General features: G+C 62.8%; 13 protein-coding genes. 8 read left to right on the forward strand and 5 right to left on the reverse strand.

The window, feature by feature from the left end:
• Positions 1-518: 518 nt before the first annotated feature.
• The gene (locus BN1130_RS14400) at positions 519-803 is read right to left on the reverse strand and encodes a YcgL domain-containing protein (RefSeq protein WP_042042821.1); all 285 of its coding nucleotides are present in this window, start codon (positions 801-803) and stop codon (positions 519-521) included.
• 106 nt (positions 804-909) lie between these two features.
• Between BN1130_RS14400 and minC the strand changes: the two genes are divergently transcribed.
• From minC to minE, 3 genes are read left to right on the forward strand one after another with little or no spacing between them, the layout of a single operon-like run.
• On the forward strand, positions 910-1,647 hold the full coding sequence (minC, locus tag BN1130_RS14405; RefSeq protein ID WP_042042823.1) for a septum site-determining protein MinC: 738 nt from the start codon (positions 910-912) through the stop codon (positions 1,645-1,647).
• Positions 1,648-1,665: 18 nt separating this feature from the next.
• Positions 1,666-2,478 (forward strand): septum site-determining protein MinD, encoded by an 813-nt coding sequence (gene minD, locus BN1130_RS14410; protein ID WP_005895973.1) that lies wholly within the window; start codon positions 1,666-1,668, stop codon positions 2,476-2,478.
• Between the two features lie 2 nt (positions 2,479-2,480).
• Positions 2,481-2,747 (forward strand): cell division topological specificity factor MinE, encoded by a 267-nt coding sequence (minE, locus tag BN1130_RS14415; protein ID WP_005895976.1) that lies wholly within the window; start codon positions 2,481-2,483, stop codon positions 2,745-2,747.
• Between the two features lie 133 nt (positions 2,748-2,880).
• Here minE and BN1130_RS14420 read toward each other — a convergent pair whose 3' ends face one another.
• The 4 genes from BN1130_RS14420 to fadI all read right to left on the reverse strand — a co-directional run bounded on the left by BN1130_RS14420 (position 2,881) and on the right by fadI (position 7,623).
• Positions 2,881-3,441, reverse strand: coding sequence for a YaeQ family protein (locus BN1130_RS14420; protein ID WP_042042825.1), 561 nt, complete (start codon positions 3,439-3,441; stop codon positions 2,881-2,883).
• A gap of 210 nt (positions 3,442-3,651) precedes the next feature.
• Positions 3,652-3,792, reverse strand: coding sequence for a TIGR02808 family protein (locus BN1130_RS21755; RefSeq protein WP_084218221.1), 141 nt, complete (start codon positions 3,790-3,792; stop codon positions 3,652-3,654).
• A gap of 373 nt (positions 3,793-4,165) precedes the next feature.
• Positions 4,166-6,313, reverse strand: a complete 2,148-nt coding sequence (gene fadJ / locus BN1130_RS14425; RefSeq protein ID WP_042042924.1) for a fatty acid oxidation complex subunit alpha FadJ — start codon at positions 6,311-6,313, stop codon at positions 4,166-4,168.
• Positions 6,313-7,623 carry an acetyl-CoA C-acyltransferase FadI gene (gene fadI / locus BN1130_RS14430; RefSeq protein WP_042042826.1) on the reverse strand — a complete coding sequence of 437 codons (1,311 nt, stop codon included), beginning with the start codon at positions 7,621-7,623 and terminating at the stop codon, positions 6,313-6,315. The genes fadJ and fadI overlap by 1 nt, the downstream gene beginning before the upstream one ends.
• Before the next feature lie 183 nt (positions 7,624-7,806).
• Here fadI and BN1130_RS14435 point away from each other — a divergent pair, with 183 nt between their 5' ends.
• The 5 genes from BN1130_RS14435 to BN1130_RS14455 are packed head-to-tail and all read left to right on the forward strand — an operon-like array spanning position 7,807 to position 12,586.
• Positions 7,807-8,757 carry an AAA family ATPase gene (locus BN1130_RS14435; RefSeq protein WP_042042827.1) on the forward strand — a complete coding sequence of 317 codons (951 nt, stop codon included), beginning with the start codon at positions 7,807-7,809 and terminating at the stop codon, positions 8,755-8,757.
• Positions 8,748-9,659 (forward strand): DUF58 domain-containing protein, encoded by a 912-nt coding sequence (locus BN1130_RS14440; RefSeq protein ID WP_042042829.1) that lies wholly within the window; start codon positions 8,748-8,750, stop codon positions 9,657-9,659. The genes BN1130_RS14435 and BN1130_RS14440 overlap by 10 nt, the downstream gene beginning before the upstream one ends.
• The gene (locus tag BN1130_RS14445) at positions 9,656-10,168 is read left to right on the forward strand and encodes a DUF4381 family protein (protein WP_042042830.1); all 513 of its coding nucleotides are present in this window, start codon (positions 9,656-9,658) and stop codon (positions 10,166-10,168) included. The genes BN1130_RS14440 and BN1130_RS14445 overlap by 4 nt, the downstream gene beginning before the upstream one ends.
• Positions 10,165-11,103 carry a VWA domain-containing protein gene (locus tag BN1130_RS14450; RefSeq protein ID WP_042042831.1) on the forward strand — a complete coding sequence of 313 codons (939 nt, stop codon included), beginning with the start codon at positions 10,165-10,167 and terminating at the stop codon, positions 11,101-11,103. Before BN1130_RS14445 ends, BN1130_RS14450 begins: the two co-directional genes overlap by 4 nt.
• 52 nt (positions 11,104-11,155) lie before the next feature.
• Complete coding sequence (locus tag BN1130_RS14455) at positions 11,156-12,586, forward strand: vWA domain-containing protein (RefSeq protein WP_042042832.1); 1,431 nt, start codon at positions 11,156-11,158, stop codon at positions 12,584-12,586.
• Positions 12,587-12,590 lie beyond the last annotated feature (4 nt).

A 12,590-nucleotide genomic window follows, 5' to 3' on the forward strand; every position in this document is an offset into this window, starting at 1 on the left:
GGGATATATCCCGCCTTTTTGTTGCCTGTCATGTGCCACGCCAAGAGGCAGGCGGCCCCCATCACCGCCTCACCGCGGGATCCCCAGTCCCCTTGCCGCCATCCCCCCACTGGCATTGATCGGTCCTCGCTGCCGCCCCTCCCCTCAGATCTTGGCCACTCGCCTGGCCTCCGGCTCACGGCAAGCCTGCCCCAAAAGAGGTGGCGTTGCCCACAAATGAGTCAAAGGAGAACACTCAGACGAAGAAGGGGGACGATGAAAATAATGGCGGGGGAAAACAACTGTATATTTATACAAGTTGGTCGCTGTTTGAAAATATTATTTTCAAGGCTCATTCGAAGGCGAAAGACTTTATCATCCTCCACTCGCGCAGACATTATCGGCCGCCCTCAGGGGCCGCCAGCAATAATGCCAGGGTGGATCTGAGCCTAATAAACAAGGCGAATGGTGATATGCGGGATTAAAACATCCCGCTCAAGGACGCAACAGTGCCAAACGACAGGTTGCGTCCGGCAATATCAGGAGGTCTGTGGGGGCGTTTGCGCCAGCTTGTGCTGCTCGAGCAAATTCTCCACCGGCGGGGGGACCTGCAGGTAGAAGCCTTGCAGCGTCAGCGCCTCCATCACCCGGCTCACGCTGGCCATGCCAAGGGGCTTGCCTGGGGCGAGCTTGGTCATCAGCACCAGTTGCGGCGTGCCGAAGGTCTGCATCAGGGGGGCCGGAACCCGGGAAAAATCATCCCTTTTTTCAACAAAGAGATAGGTGTCTGCTTTTTTGCGACTTTTATAGACTGCACACAACATGGAAATTGATATAATCCATTGAGTTTATTGCCTCGGAAGTGGGCAAACTATAACATCAGGCCATCAATAACAATAACGGATTACCGTCTCTGTCTCGGGGAAAGTCATGGTTGAGCGCGATAACGAATTGAAAGGGACTACCTTCACTATTTCTGTGTTGCATATCAACGATGCCGCGCCGGACAAGATACGCCAGTTATTGGCCACCAAGGTGGCATTGGCGCCCCAGTTTTTCAATTGCGCCCCCCTGGTGCTCAATGTGGAAAAACTCGAGCAACAACCGGATTTTGACGAACTCAAGGCGCTGGTCGAGTCGGAAGACTTTGTACTGGTTGGCATTACAGGGGCCAAGAGCGAGGCCATGAAGATAGCCGCCAAGGCCGCAGGCCTGGCCGTCATGGCCTCGGGCCGCAGCCGCAAGGGGGATCCCCTGCCTGAGGCTGTGACCAAGCCCACCGCCAACGACCTGCCCGTCGTCGATCTGCCACTGCCCAGCACTGTGCCCGCCCCCCTGCTTGCCAGCAAGGTTCATGTGGGCCCGGTTCGGTCCGGCCAGCAGATCTATGCGGCGGGAACCTCGCTGGTGGTGCTCGGTTCAGTGAGTCCAGGCGCCGAAGTCCTGGCCGATGACAGCATTCATATCTACGGGGCCCTGCGGGGCCGGGCAATAGCCGGGGCGCGCGGTAATACCGATGCCCGTATCTATTGCCAACAATTACAGGCCGAGCTCATCTCCATCGCGGGCACCTTCCAGCTCAGCGATGCGTTGCCAGCAGGCCAGACTGAGCAGCCGGTGCATATCCGGCTGGATCAAGAACAACTCCGAATAGACCGAATCAAATAGAGTTACAAGGAAGCGAGAATGGCGCGAATCATAGTCGTTACGTCCGGCAAGGGTGGCGTTGGCAAGACCACCACCAGCGCGGCATTGAGTACAGGGCTGGCCCAGCGTGGCCACAAAACGGTGGTCATCGATTTCGATATCGGCCTGCGTAATCTCGACCTCATCATGGGTTGTGAGCGCCGTGTGGTCTATGACTTCGTCAACGTCATCAATGGCGAGGCGAACCTCAATCAGGCCCTGATCAAAGACAAGCGCAGCGAGAATCTCTTTATCCTGCCCGCCTCCCAGACCAGAGACAAAGATGCCCTCACCAAGGAAGGCGTGGAGAAGATACTGGATCAGCTGGGCGAGATGGGTTTTGAGTACATCGTCTGCGACTCCCCCGCCGGGATAGAGTCAGGTGCTCTGATGGCACTCTATTTTGCCGATGAAGCCATCGTCACCACCAACCCGGAAGTCTCCTCGGTACGCGACTCGGACCGGATCCTCGGGATCCTGGCCTCCAAGTCTCGCCGGGCCGAGCGCGGTGAAGATCCCATCAAGGAGCATCTGCTGCTCACCCGCTACTGCCCGACCCGGGTCAGCCGTGGTGACATGCTGAGTGTGCAAGATGTGCAGGAGATCCTTGCCATCCCGCTGCTCGGGGTCATCCCGGAATCCCAGGCGGTGCTGCGCGCCTCCAACTCGGGAGAACCCGTCATCCTGGACAAAGAGTCCGATGCGGGCAAGGCCTATGAAGATGCCGTTTCCCGTCTGATGGGAGACGCCACCGAATTCCGTTTCCTGCAAGAAGAAAAGAAGGGCTTCTTTAGCCGTCTGTTCGGGAGTTAAGCATGTCTATTTTTGATTATTTTCGTTCTACCAAGAAGCAGGCGACGGCCCAGACGGCCAAGGAGCGCCTGCAGATCATCGTTGCCCACGAGCGCTCTTCCAGAGGGGGGCCGGATTACCTGCCCCAGCTCAAGCAAGATATCCTCGACGTGATCCGCAAGTACGTGCAGATAGATCCTGAGAAGATCACGGTACAGCTGGATAAGAAGAGTGATGAGCTGTCGGTACTCGAGCTCAATATCACCTTCGCCGATGACAAGAAGGGATAAGCCAGGCGCCCTATGCGTGACCCCTTCCCTCAATGAGACCGGATCCCGACCCAGGATCCGGTTCTTTTTTATCGCTTAATCACCCTTTGCCGCTCGGCGAACCCCTGAGGAGTGTCCTGCACACGCAGGGGGCTCAGACCAGCTCGTGTGCCTGCTTGCCCTGCAGCATCAGAGGATCCAGCGTCACCTCCGCCTTGCCATTGCTCACCCACAGCTGACCATCTGAGATGGTGCAGGTGAGCTGCATGGTGCGCTCTATCATGGCCGCAAGGGGCAGGGTCTGACTGTCGCTGAGCTCTATGATGCTGAGGTTGTCATGCTGACTGAGTTTGCCCTGATTCTGCTTCCACCAGACGCTGGTACCCCGGCCGCCGTAGAGATAGAGCACCACTTGGCGCGAGCGGTTACAGGCCTTCTTGAGACGGCGCTCATCGGGCTGGCCAAGCTCAATCCAGAGTTCAATCTCATCGGAGTAACTCTTGCGCCACAGTTCGGGCTCATCGTCCGCCGACAGCCCCTTGGTGAATTCGAGCCGCTCGGCCGCATGCCAGGCAAAGGCCGCGAGACGGATCATCATGCGCTCGTCGGTTTCGGAAGGGTGACGAGCCAGGGTGAGGGAGAAATCCTGATAGAGCCCCCTGTCCATGTCAGAGAGGGAGAGCTGGGCCTTGAATACGGTTGCCTTGAGAGCCATGAGGGACCTTATGGGATGCAAAATACGAGACGCTATTACACTGGCCGCCAGTGTAATCAAATTTTCTCCCGGGTTCGACCTCCATGCTCATCGCCCCAGCCTCCAGCGCGCATCTCGAGCCCTGCATCCGGCCCCAGAGACAACAATGCCAGTCAGAAGACTGGCATTGTTAACGCGCTATGGCGTGGGGAGGCATGGTAGCCATGCGCTTCACTTCTCGGCGGACTGCACCCCGAATGCGTTGAGCAGCACGCAACAGGTCACAGCCACCGCCACGAAGCCACTCAGGAAGATGAAGGGCATGACGCCATAGCCCAATATTGTCCAGATGGTTTGTTCAAGAAAGCTCATGATGTGTCCTTTGTCCTGTGACGCCCATCTCTGGCGCGAATGTCCATGGCGGCGCTGGCCGCACTCTGACTACTTTCGTTCCTATTTGAGCCTAATACGCCGCCCTCGCCTATGCCACCAAAGGAATATATAGGGGGTAAGATTGCGCTAGATCAATCTTTGGGGGCAAAAAGTGCAGGGATCTGCCGCTCCACCCCCGGATCAGCGGCCAGGTGATCGACTCCCCTCCCCTTGCTCCCCTCCGGAACGGCATCAAACCGGCAACGCCTAGTCAACACGCCCATAAAAAGAGGCGACCCAGGGTCGCCTCTTTGTTCATCATGGGGTCACTGACCCCTGAGCCGGTGGATAGCTCCCGTTGATCTGGGGTTCCTCAATAGAAACGCTGCCCCTCGGCCGCCATCGCCTTGAGTCGGCTGCAGGGTGCGAAACGCTCCCCATGGCGCTGTTGGTAGTGTTCGAGGCGAGCGACCAGCTCGGCAATCCCCAGGCTATCCATGTAGCGGAAAGGGCCACCGAGGAAGGGAGGGAAGCCGATGCCAAAGATGGCGCCAATGTCACCATCCCGCGCCGAGGCTATCACGCCGCTATCCAGGGCCATGGCCGCCTCGTTGAGCATCAGCAGCACGCAGCGCTCCACCAGTTCTGTCTTGGCAAGCTTGGCCTGAGGTTTGACCCCGAGCAGCTCGTAGACGCTCTCATCGACCTGCTTCTTGCTCCCTTTGCCCGTGAGTCGACTCAGCAAGTCCGGTTTGCCATAGCGGTAGAAACCCTTGCCATTCTTGCGACCCTTGCGGTCATCCTTGAGCAGCTTGTCAAAGGCCGCTGGCGCCTGGAAGCGCTCGCCCCCCAGTTCCCGTTCGAGGATGGGGGAGATCTTGGCCCCCACATCGATGCCCACCTCGTCGAGCAGATTGATGGGGCCGACCGGGAAACCGAAGTCGAGCAGGGCGCCATCGAGCACCTCGACCGGTTCCCCTTCCAGTACCAGGCGCGCCGCCTCGTTCATGTAGGGGGCCAGGATCCGGTTCACATAAAAACCGGCCTCATCCTTGACCACGATGGGAGTCTTGCCCTGGGCCCGGGCAAAGGCGATGGTGGTGGCCACCGTCTCGGCGCTGGTGCCTGCATGGGGGATGATCTCGGCGAGCGGCATCTTGTCGACCGGGCTGAAGTAGTGCAGGCCCACTATCTGGCCCGGCCGCGCAGCCCCTTCGGCAATCTGGTGGATGGGCAGGGAGGAGGTGTTGGAGGCGAAGATGGTCTGCTCGCCGCATTCGCGTTCCACCTCCTGCACCATCTGGTGTTTGAGGGCCAAGTCCTCGAACACGGCCTCCACCACCATGTCGACCCGCGAGAAGCCGGAGAAATCCAGGGAGCCGGACAGCAGGCTCATCTGCTTCTCCAGTTCGCTGCGCAATATATGGCGGCGCTTGAGCTTCTTGTTAAGCAGGTCATAGCTGTAGCGCATGGCGTTGCTGATCCCCGCCTGCGCCACATCCTTGATCCGCACCGGCACCCCGGCCTTGGTGGCGGTGACGTAGGCAATGCCGCCCCCCATCAGCCCACCGCCCAGCACGGCGGCATGGCCTATCTTGCGTGGCGCGGCTCCCTGATAGTTCACCTCCTTCTTCATCTGGGTCGTGGCGAAGAAGAGCGAGCGCAGGGCGGCGGATTCCGGGGTCATCACCAGTTCACCGAAGCAGCGCGACTCGGCAGCCAGGCCAGCCTGGATCCCCTCCTCCATGCCGATGCGCACCACTTCCAGGATGCGTTCCGGGGCCGGGTAGTTGCCACGGGTCTTGGCCCTGATCCCTTTGTGAGCCTGGCTGAACAGCACATTGCGGCCCAGCTTGTTGGTCTCGAGCAGTTTGCCTTGCACGTCTCGCTGCAACACATGGCGCGGCTTGCCCTTGCGCGCCAAGGCAATGGCCGCCTCCATCAATATGGAGAGCGATACCACCTCATCCACCAGCCCCATCTTGCCCGCCTGCTTGGCACGCACCTGCTTGCCAGTCAGCATCAGGTCGAGGGCCTTGGCCACGCCGATGAGGCGAGGCAGACGCTGGGTACCGCCGGATCCCGGCAGCAGGCCGAGTTGCACCTCGGGCACCCCGAGCACCGTCTTGCCATGGTCGCTCGCGACCCGGCCGTGACAGGCCAGTGCCAGCTCCAGCCCGCCTCCCAGGCAGGGGCCATGGATGGCGGCGATCACCGGGATGTCGAGATTCTCGATCTCCGCGAAGATGATCTGCCCTTCTCGGGACAGGGTCTGGGCATCTGCGGCGCTGGTACAGGCATCCAGCATGCTGATGTCGGCCCCGGCGATGAAGGAGTCCTTCTTGCCGGAGGCGATCACCAGACCGATCAGATCCTTGTTGGCTCGCACCCCCTCCAGCACGGCGCGGATCTCCTCGACGAAGGCGGCCTTGAGGGTGTTCATGCTCTCCCCCGGCACGTCCATGGTGAGGATGCCGATGCCGTCTTTACGAATATTCAGGGAAAAAGTTTGCTCGCTCATCATTCCACCTCCAACACCATGGCCACACCCAGTCCACCCGCCGCGCAGGCGGTGTTGAGTCCCAATCCACCGCCGCGGCGGCGCAGCTCATGGAGCGTCTGGGTGATCATGCGTGCGCCGGTCGCGGCGAAGGGATGGCCATAGGCCAATGAGCCCCCCAGCACGTTGAACTTGTCCATGTCGATCTCGCCAATGGCGCTGTCACGGCCCAGCTTGTCCCGGGCAAAATCACGGCTGGCAAACATCTTGACGTTGGCCAGGGTCTGGGCGGCAAATGCCTCGTGCATGTCGATCAGAGTGAGATCGCTGAGGGTGATGCCCGCCCTGTCCAGGGCGATGGGGGTCGCGTAGGAGGGCCCCATCAACATGTCCTGCCAGACATCGATGGCGGAGAAGGCGAAGCTGCGAATAAAGCCAAGGGGTTCCAGGCCAAGCTCCTTGGCACGTCCTTCACGCATCAGCAGCACGGCGGCGGCGCCATCGGTGAGCGGGGTGGCATTGGCGGCGGTGACGGAGCCATGCACCCGGTCAAACACCGGCTTGAGCTTGGCGTAGCTTGCCAGGTCAGAGCTTTCGCGAATGTTGTTGTCGCGCTCGAGGGCCGCCTTGTAAGGCGCCACATGGGCGGCAAACACCTCCTGGGCCAGCTTGCCCTCGGCCCAGGCCTGGGCGGCCAGGCTGTGGGAGCGGTGCGCCAGGGCGTCTTGCGCCTCACGGCTGATGCCATGACTCTTGGCCATCTGCTCGGCGGTCTGGCCCATGGAGAGGCCGGTCGAGTATTCGGCCACCGCCGGGGGCACCGGCAGCAAGTCTTTCGGCCCGAGTCGGCGCAGGATGGCAAATTTTTGCGCGAAGGTGCGCGCCTTGTTGAGATCGACCAGGGCGCGAGCCAGCCGCTTGCTGACCCCGATGGGCAACACAGAAGAGGAGTCGGCGCCGCCGGCGATGGCGATGTCGACCGTGCCGGCCATGATGGATTCGGTGACATTGGCCACCGCCTGGAAGCTGGTGGCGCAGGCGCGCGACACGCTATAGGCGTCAGTGCTGACGCTCATGCCGGTGCCCAGCACTATCTCGCGGGCTATGTTGGGCGCTTCGGGCATCTGTACCACCTGGCCGAACACCAGTTGATCGATGAGGGCGGGGTCTAGATTGGTGCGGGCGAGCAGCTCGCTCACCACCAGTTTGCCCAGATCCACCGCCGGCACCCCATGAAAGGCGGTGGCCTGCTTGGCGAAGGGAGTACGCAGACCCGCCACGACGGCAATCCGTTCGCCCTGGCGAGTGGTCAGTTGTAAAGGCTGTTTCATCCTGGCTCCTTGGGTTAATCAGGTAGAGGTCAGACCTCATTGCGCCACATCTTAACAATCCGCTCACAAGTTTCATACGGCTGATTGAAACTAAATCTGCACCGGGAGGGACTCGGTTCTCGCACCCTGAGGGTATCTGGAGTATAAAAAGATCAACTTCTATTAAAACAATAGGTTTATCTCATGGCTCTGGCCGAATTTCGACAAGTACGCGACCATATTGCCAGCCAGATCCTGGGGCAGGGCGAACTCATCGACGGCCTGCTCATCGCCCTGTTATGTGAAGGCCATGTGTTGATAGAGGGGGCGCCGGGTCTGGCCAAGACCCGGGCGGTCAAGGTATTGGCGACCGCCATCGAGGGACGTTTCGCCCGCATTCAGTTCACCCCGGATCTGCTGCCAGCCGATCTCACCGGCAGCGAGGTGTTTCACCCTCAGGATGCCAGTTTCCAGTTCCAACCCGGCCCCCTGTTCAATCATCTGGTGTTGGCGGACGAGATCAACCGGGCGCCGGCCAAGGTGCAATCCGCCCTGCTCGAAGCCATGGCCGAGCACCAGATCACCGTCGGCAAGAAGAGCTGGCGCCTGCCTGGCCTGTTCATGGTGGCGGCGACCCAGAACCCCATCGAGCAGGAGGGGACCTACCCCCTGCCCGAGGCCCAGCTCGATCGCTTCTTGCTCAAGCTCAATGTCGATTACCCCAGCCCGGCGCTGGAGCTCGCCATACTGCAGCTCAATGAGCGGGGCGAGACCTTGCCCCCCTCCCCCTGCCTCATCGGCCCCGATACCTTGCAACGTGCGCGCGATGCCGTGCTGGATGTCATGATGCAGCCCAGGCTCGCCAACTACCTGGTGCAGCTGGTGTGCGCGACCCGCCCCGGCAGTGGCATAGCCCCCGAGCTGAGCAATCTGATTGATTTTGGCGCCAGCCCCAGAGCCAGCCTGGGCCTGGCCCGCGCCGCCCGCGCCCGCGCCTGGCTGGCCGGGCGGGACTATGTGGTGCCAGAAGATATCCAGCAGTTGGCCCCGGCGGTGCTGCGCCATCGCCTGTTGCCAAGCTACCAGGCTCAGGCCGAAGGAATCGATGCCGAAGAGATAGTCCGCCGCCTGCTGGATTGGGTGCCATGTCCCTGAGCCACGGCGCCTCCCCCCTGGCAGATCCGCCCCTCGGCAGCTGGCCGCCCGAGTTGCAACTGCCCCTCGCAAGCCTGCTCGCCACCCGGTTGCTGGCCCAGACACCGCAGCCAATGAGGCGAAAGGGCCCTGCCCAACGCGGCGCCCAGCGTCGTCAACCCGGCCTGAACTTTCGTGAGCTGCGTCCCTACCAGGCCGGGGATGAGGTGCGCCACATCGACTGGCGGGTCACCGCCAGGCTAGGTCGCCCCGTCACCCGCCTCTATGAAGAGGAGCAGGAACAACACCATTGGTTGTTGCTCAACCTCTCCCCTGCCCTCTATTTCGGTTCGAGAGAGCGGCTCAAGGCCCAGCTGGCCTGCGAGCTTGCTGCAGCTCTACTCTGGCGAGGGGAACCTCATCCCCAGACATTGCATATCCACGGCGCAACTCCCCAGACCCTCGCCTGCAAGGGCTCCCCTCTGCCGCTGTTGCCAGCCATCTGCCTGCACTATCAGGCAGGGCTTGGGCGCCGCCCCTTGCCAACCACCCTGGCGCAGGCGCTGGAGCGGCTACGCCCCCGTCTGCCCCATGGGGCGCGTCTGACCATCATCAGCGACCACCTTCCCCCGCCCCCTGGGCAAGAACTGCAACTCCGACTCATCGCCCGGCGCCACGATATCCATTACTGGCAGATCCGCGATCCTCTGGAAGCCGAGCTGGGTGGCACTGAACGACTGCCGGTGATGAGCCCCCTCGGCCCAGGCTGGCTCGATGGCAGCAATCCTCAGTTCGTGCGCCGCTATCGGCACCAGGCGCAGCAACAGCTGGCCCTGAGTCAGGCCCGGCTGCTGCCCCTGGTACAGCGGCTGACCCTGCTCGACAGCGGCCTGAGCCTGCAAGCCCAGTGGCCATCCCTATGACCATGGATGCCGCGCCCCCCTTCACAGCATCGATCACGCAACAGATAGCCCAGCAGATCAGGGACATTCATCCAGGCCCTCCCCTGGAGGCAGGCTGGCTGGACCCGCGCCTCGGCGCTCTGCTCCTGCTGACCCTGACCCTGTTGCTGATCGCCGCCCTCGCCTGGCTTGGACGCAGGCTCTGGCGGTACTGGGACTGGCGCCAGGCCCTCGCAGCGCCGCCAGCCAGCGATCGGCGTCTCTGGCTCGGCCAGTTGCACGACAGGTTGCGCCAGGAGGGGCTGCGCCGCTGGCCAGCAAGTCGCAGCTTGCAAGGGGCAGAGTGGCTCGCCTGGCTCGACAGCCAGGGATCGACCGATTTTCAACGCTGGCAGCACCATTGGGATGAGTGGCTCTATGGCCACCGCCAGCCGAGTCACGCCCAGTGTCAGGCGCTCCATGCCGACTATCTGCGTCTGGGTCGCCAGCTGCTGCTCGGCCGACTCGTGCACCCGAGGGGGACCCCATGATCCTAGCCTGGCCCTGGTTTGCCCTCGCCCTGGCGCTGCCCCTGCTGGTTCGCTCCCTGCCCCCCTTGCATCGATCCCGGTTGCACCATGACGGCTTTGCGCTGCAAGGGCCCCAGGGCGGCTTGCCACGCTGGTATGGCGCCCTGCTGTGGGGGGCGCTGGTATTGGCCCTGTGCCGACCTCAGCTGATGGGGGAGCCCATCGTCCAGTATCAGGGCAGTCGGGATCTGCTGCTGGCGGTGGATCTCTCCGACAGCATGCGCACCCCGGACATGTTTGATGGCAGTCAGCAGCAAGACAGGCTGAGCGCGGTGCGCAAGCTGATAAGGCAGCTGATCCTGACCAGGCAGGGTGACAGGATCGCCCTCATCGTCTTTGCCGACCACGCCTACCTGCTCAGCCCCCTGACAGAGGAGACCCAAGCGCTGCTGACTCTGGCCAATGAGCTGGATTTTGATCTGGTCGGACGCACCACGGCGCTCGGCGAGGCCATCGCCCTCGCCAACGCGCACAAGGAGCCTGATCGCGATGCGACGCTGTTGTTGATCACCGATGGCCGCAACACCGCGGGCAGTGCCGATCCCCTGGCCCAGGCGCGCCAGGCCGTCGCTGCCGGACTCAAGATCTATACGCTGGGGGTGGGGGCGGATCCCGACAGTCAGGCGCTGGCCCCGGCTCAGCCCGATCCCAGTACAGAGCTTGACGAGCCCCTGCTCACCGAGTTGGCCACCCTGGGGCAGGGTCGCTACTTCCGCGCGCGCACCCAGGACGATCTCATCGCCATGGATCTGAGCCTCGAACAGCTGGAACCCGCTGCCAGGGCAAGTCACAGCTATCGCCCGCTGACCGAGCTCTATCCATGGCCACTGGCCCTGTTCACGCTGCTGCTTCTGCTGCCGATGTTGTGGTCAGGCGTGCAGGGGAGGTCAAGATGAAGGACAAGACGGTGCTCCGCAGATCAGCCCCTCCGAGTGGGGGCCCTCATCCATGGAACTAGTCCTGCTGCGCCCTTGGTGGTTGCTGGCCTTGATACCCTGGCTCTGGCTTGGCTGGCGCCTGCGCCGTCACTCTCCGCAGCTCAGCCCCCTGATGCGGCGCTATCTGTTGCCAGACTCCAAACCTGCCGTGCCCTGGCGCTGGTGGGCGATGCTGCCCGCCATCCTGGCCCTGAGCGGCCCGGCGCTGGAGCGGGGCCGGGCCGCCCAGGCCGCCCCCCCTCTGGACATCTGGCTGCTGAGCCTGTCGCGCTCCATGGAGGCCCAGGATCTGGCACCGGATCGCGCCACTCGGGTGCGCCTGCTGCTGCAAGATATGCTGGCCCAGCGCCAGGGGCAGCGTATCGCCCTGATCCTGTTTGCCGCCGATGCCTATCTCGCCATGCCGGCCACCCGGGATCACGAGGCCATCGCTCGCCTGTTGCCGGACTTGCGCCCCAGTATCATGCCGCTGCAAGGGGCCAATCCAGAGCGAGCCCTGGCCCTGGGGTTGGCGCAGATCCCCCCTGGTCAGAGCGCCCGCCTGCTGCTGGTAACCGATGCCCTGACCCAGGCCCAGGCCCGGCGGATTGCCGACCACTGGCCCTGCCAGAGTCGCTGGCAGTGCCTGCGTCAGGCGGGCGCCCCCCGGCTCGACATACTGCTCGCGGCGACGGCGCAGCCCGTCACACTCTCCCCCGAGCTGGCTCAAGCATTGGGCAAGGGCAGCCTGCCCGCCCCTGACAGCACACTGATGGCTGATCTAGCCAGTCGCCTCGGCGGTCAGCTGTACCCCCTGGGCAGTCGCCCGCCTCAGTTCGCTCCCCTGCCCACCAGCCTGGCCCCAGATCCCGCACATCGGCAGGATCTGGGGCCCTGGCTGCTGTTGCCCCTGTTGCTGCTCGCGCTGCTGGCCAGACGCGGCGCCCTCTGGCTGGCGCTGCTGCTCTGTTTGCCGCTCCAGCCACCCGTGCAGGCGGCCGACCCTCAACCTGATCAGGCCGAGGCACAGGCCGCATATCAGGCGGGGGATTACCGCACAGCTGCCATGGCGCTGCGCGACCCCATCTGGCGTGGCAATGCCTGGTATCGCCTTGGTGATTTCGAGCAGGCCCTGGCGGCCTATGGCACACAACAGAGCCCGACCGCCCACTACAATCGCGGCAATGCCCTGGTGCAACTGGGTCGCTTGGAAGAGGCCAAACTCGCCTACCAGGCCTGCCTCTCCCTCGACTCGGGCCATCACGATGCCCGCTACAACCTGGCGCTGCTCGAGCGCAGTGTCCCACCGCCCCAAGCCAGTCCGAACAGGGCCCCTGACGAGTCAAAGAGCCAGCCGGACGCCCCCGCCGAACCGGCCCCCCCCGTGATCCTGCTCAAGGAGCGACTGCGCAAAGAGGCCCTGCGCCGAGGCCTGCAGACGTTGCCGGTGTCACAGTGGTGAACCC

The organism is Aeromonas rivuli (assembly GCF_000820045.1).
Classification (GTDB): Bacteria; Pseudomonadota; Gammaproteobacteria; order Enterobacterales; family Aeromonadaceae; genus Aeromonas; species Aeromonas rivuli.

Excerpts from the sequence above, each read along its gene's own strand:
- BN1130_RS14440 (WP_042042829.1), top strand. The coding sequence starts at position 8,748 with ATGTCCCTGAGCCACGGCGCCTCCCCCCTGGCAGATCCGCCCCTCGGC.
- fadI (WP_042042826.1), bottom strand. The coding sequence starts at position 7,623 with ATGAAACAGCCTTTACAACTGACCACTCGCCAGGGCGAACGGATTGCC.
- BN1130_RS14435 (WP_042042827.1), top strand. The coding sequence starts at position 7,807 with ATGGCTCTGGCCGAATTTCGACAAGTACGCGACCATATTGCCAGCCAG.
- BN1130_RS14450 (WP_042042831.1), top strand. The coding sequence starts at position 10,165 with ATGATCCTAGCCTGGCCCTGGTTTGCCCTCGCCCTGGCGCTGCCCCTG.
- fadJ (WP_042042924.1), bottom strand. The coding sequence starts at position 6,313 with ATGAGCGAGCAAACTTTTTCCCTGAATATTCGTAAAGACGGCATCGGC.
- minC (WP_042042823.1), top strand. The coding sequence starts at position 910 with ATGGTTGAGCGCGATAACGAATTGAAAGGGACTACCTTCACTATTTCT.
- BN1130_RS14445 (WP_042042830.1), top strand. The coding sequence starts at position 9,656 with ATGACCATGGATGCCGCGCCCCCCTTCACAGCATCGATCACGCAACAG.
- BN1130_RS21755 (WP_084218221.1), bottom strand. The coding sequence starts at position 3,792 with ATGAGCTTTCTTGAACAAACCATCTGGACAATATTGGGCTATGGCGTC.
- BN1130_RS14400 (WP_042042821.1), bottom strand. The coding sequence starts at position 803 with ATGTTGTGTGCAGTCTATAAAAGTCGCAAAAAAGCAGACACCTATCTC.
- minE (WP_005895976.1), top strand. The coding sequence starts at position 2,481 with ATGTCTATTTTTGATTATTTTCGTTCTACCAAGAAGCAGGCGACGGCC.
- BN1130_RS14420 (WP_042042825.1), bottom strand. The coding sequence starts at position 3,441 with ATGGCTCTCAAGGCAACCGTATTCAAGGCCCAGCTCTCCCTCTCTGAC.
- minD (WP_005895973.1), top strand. The coding sequence starts at position 1,666 with ATGGCGCGAATCATAGTCGTTACGTCCGGCAAGGGTGGCGTTGGCAAG.
- BN1130_RS14455 (WP_042042832.1), top strand. The coding sequence starts at position 11,156 with ATGGAACTAGTCCTGCTGCGCCCTTGGTGGTTGCTGGCCTTGATACCC.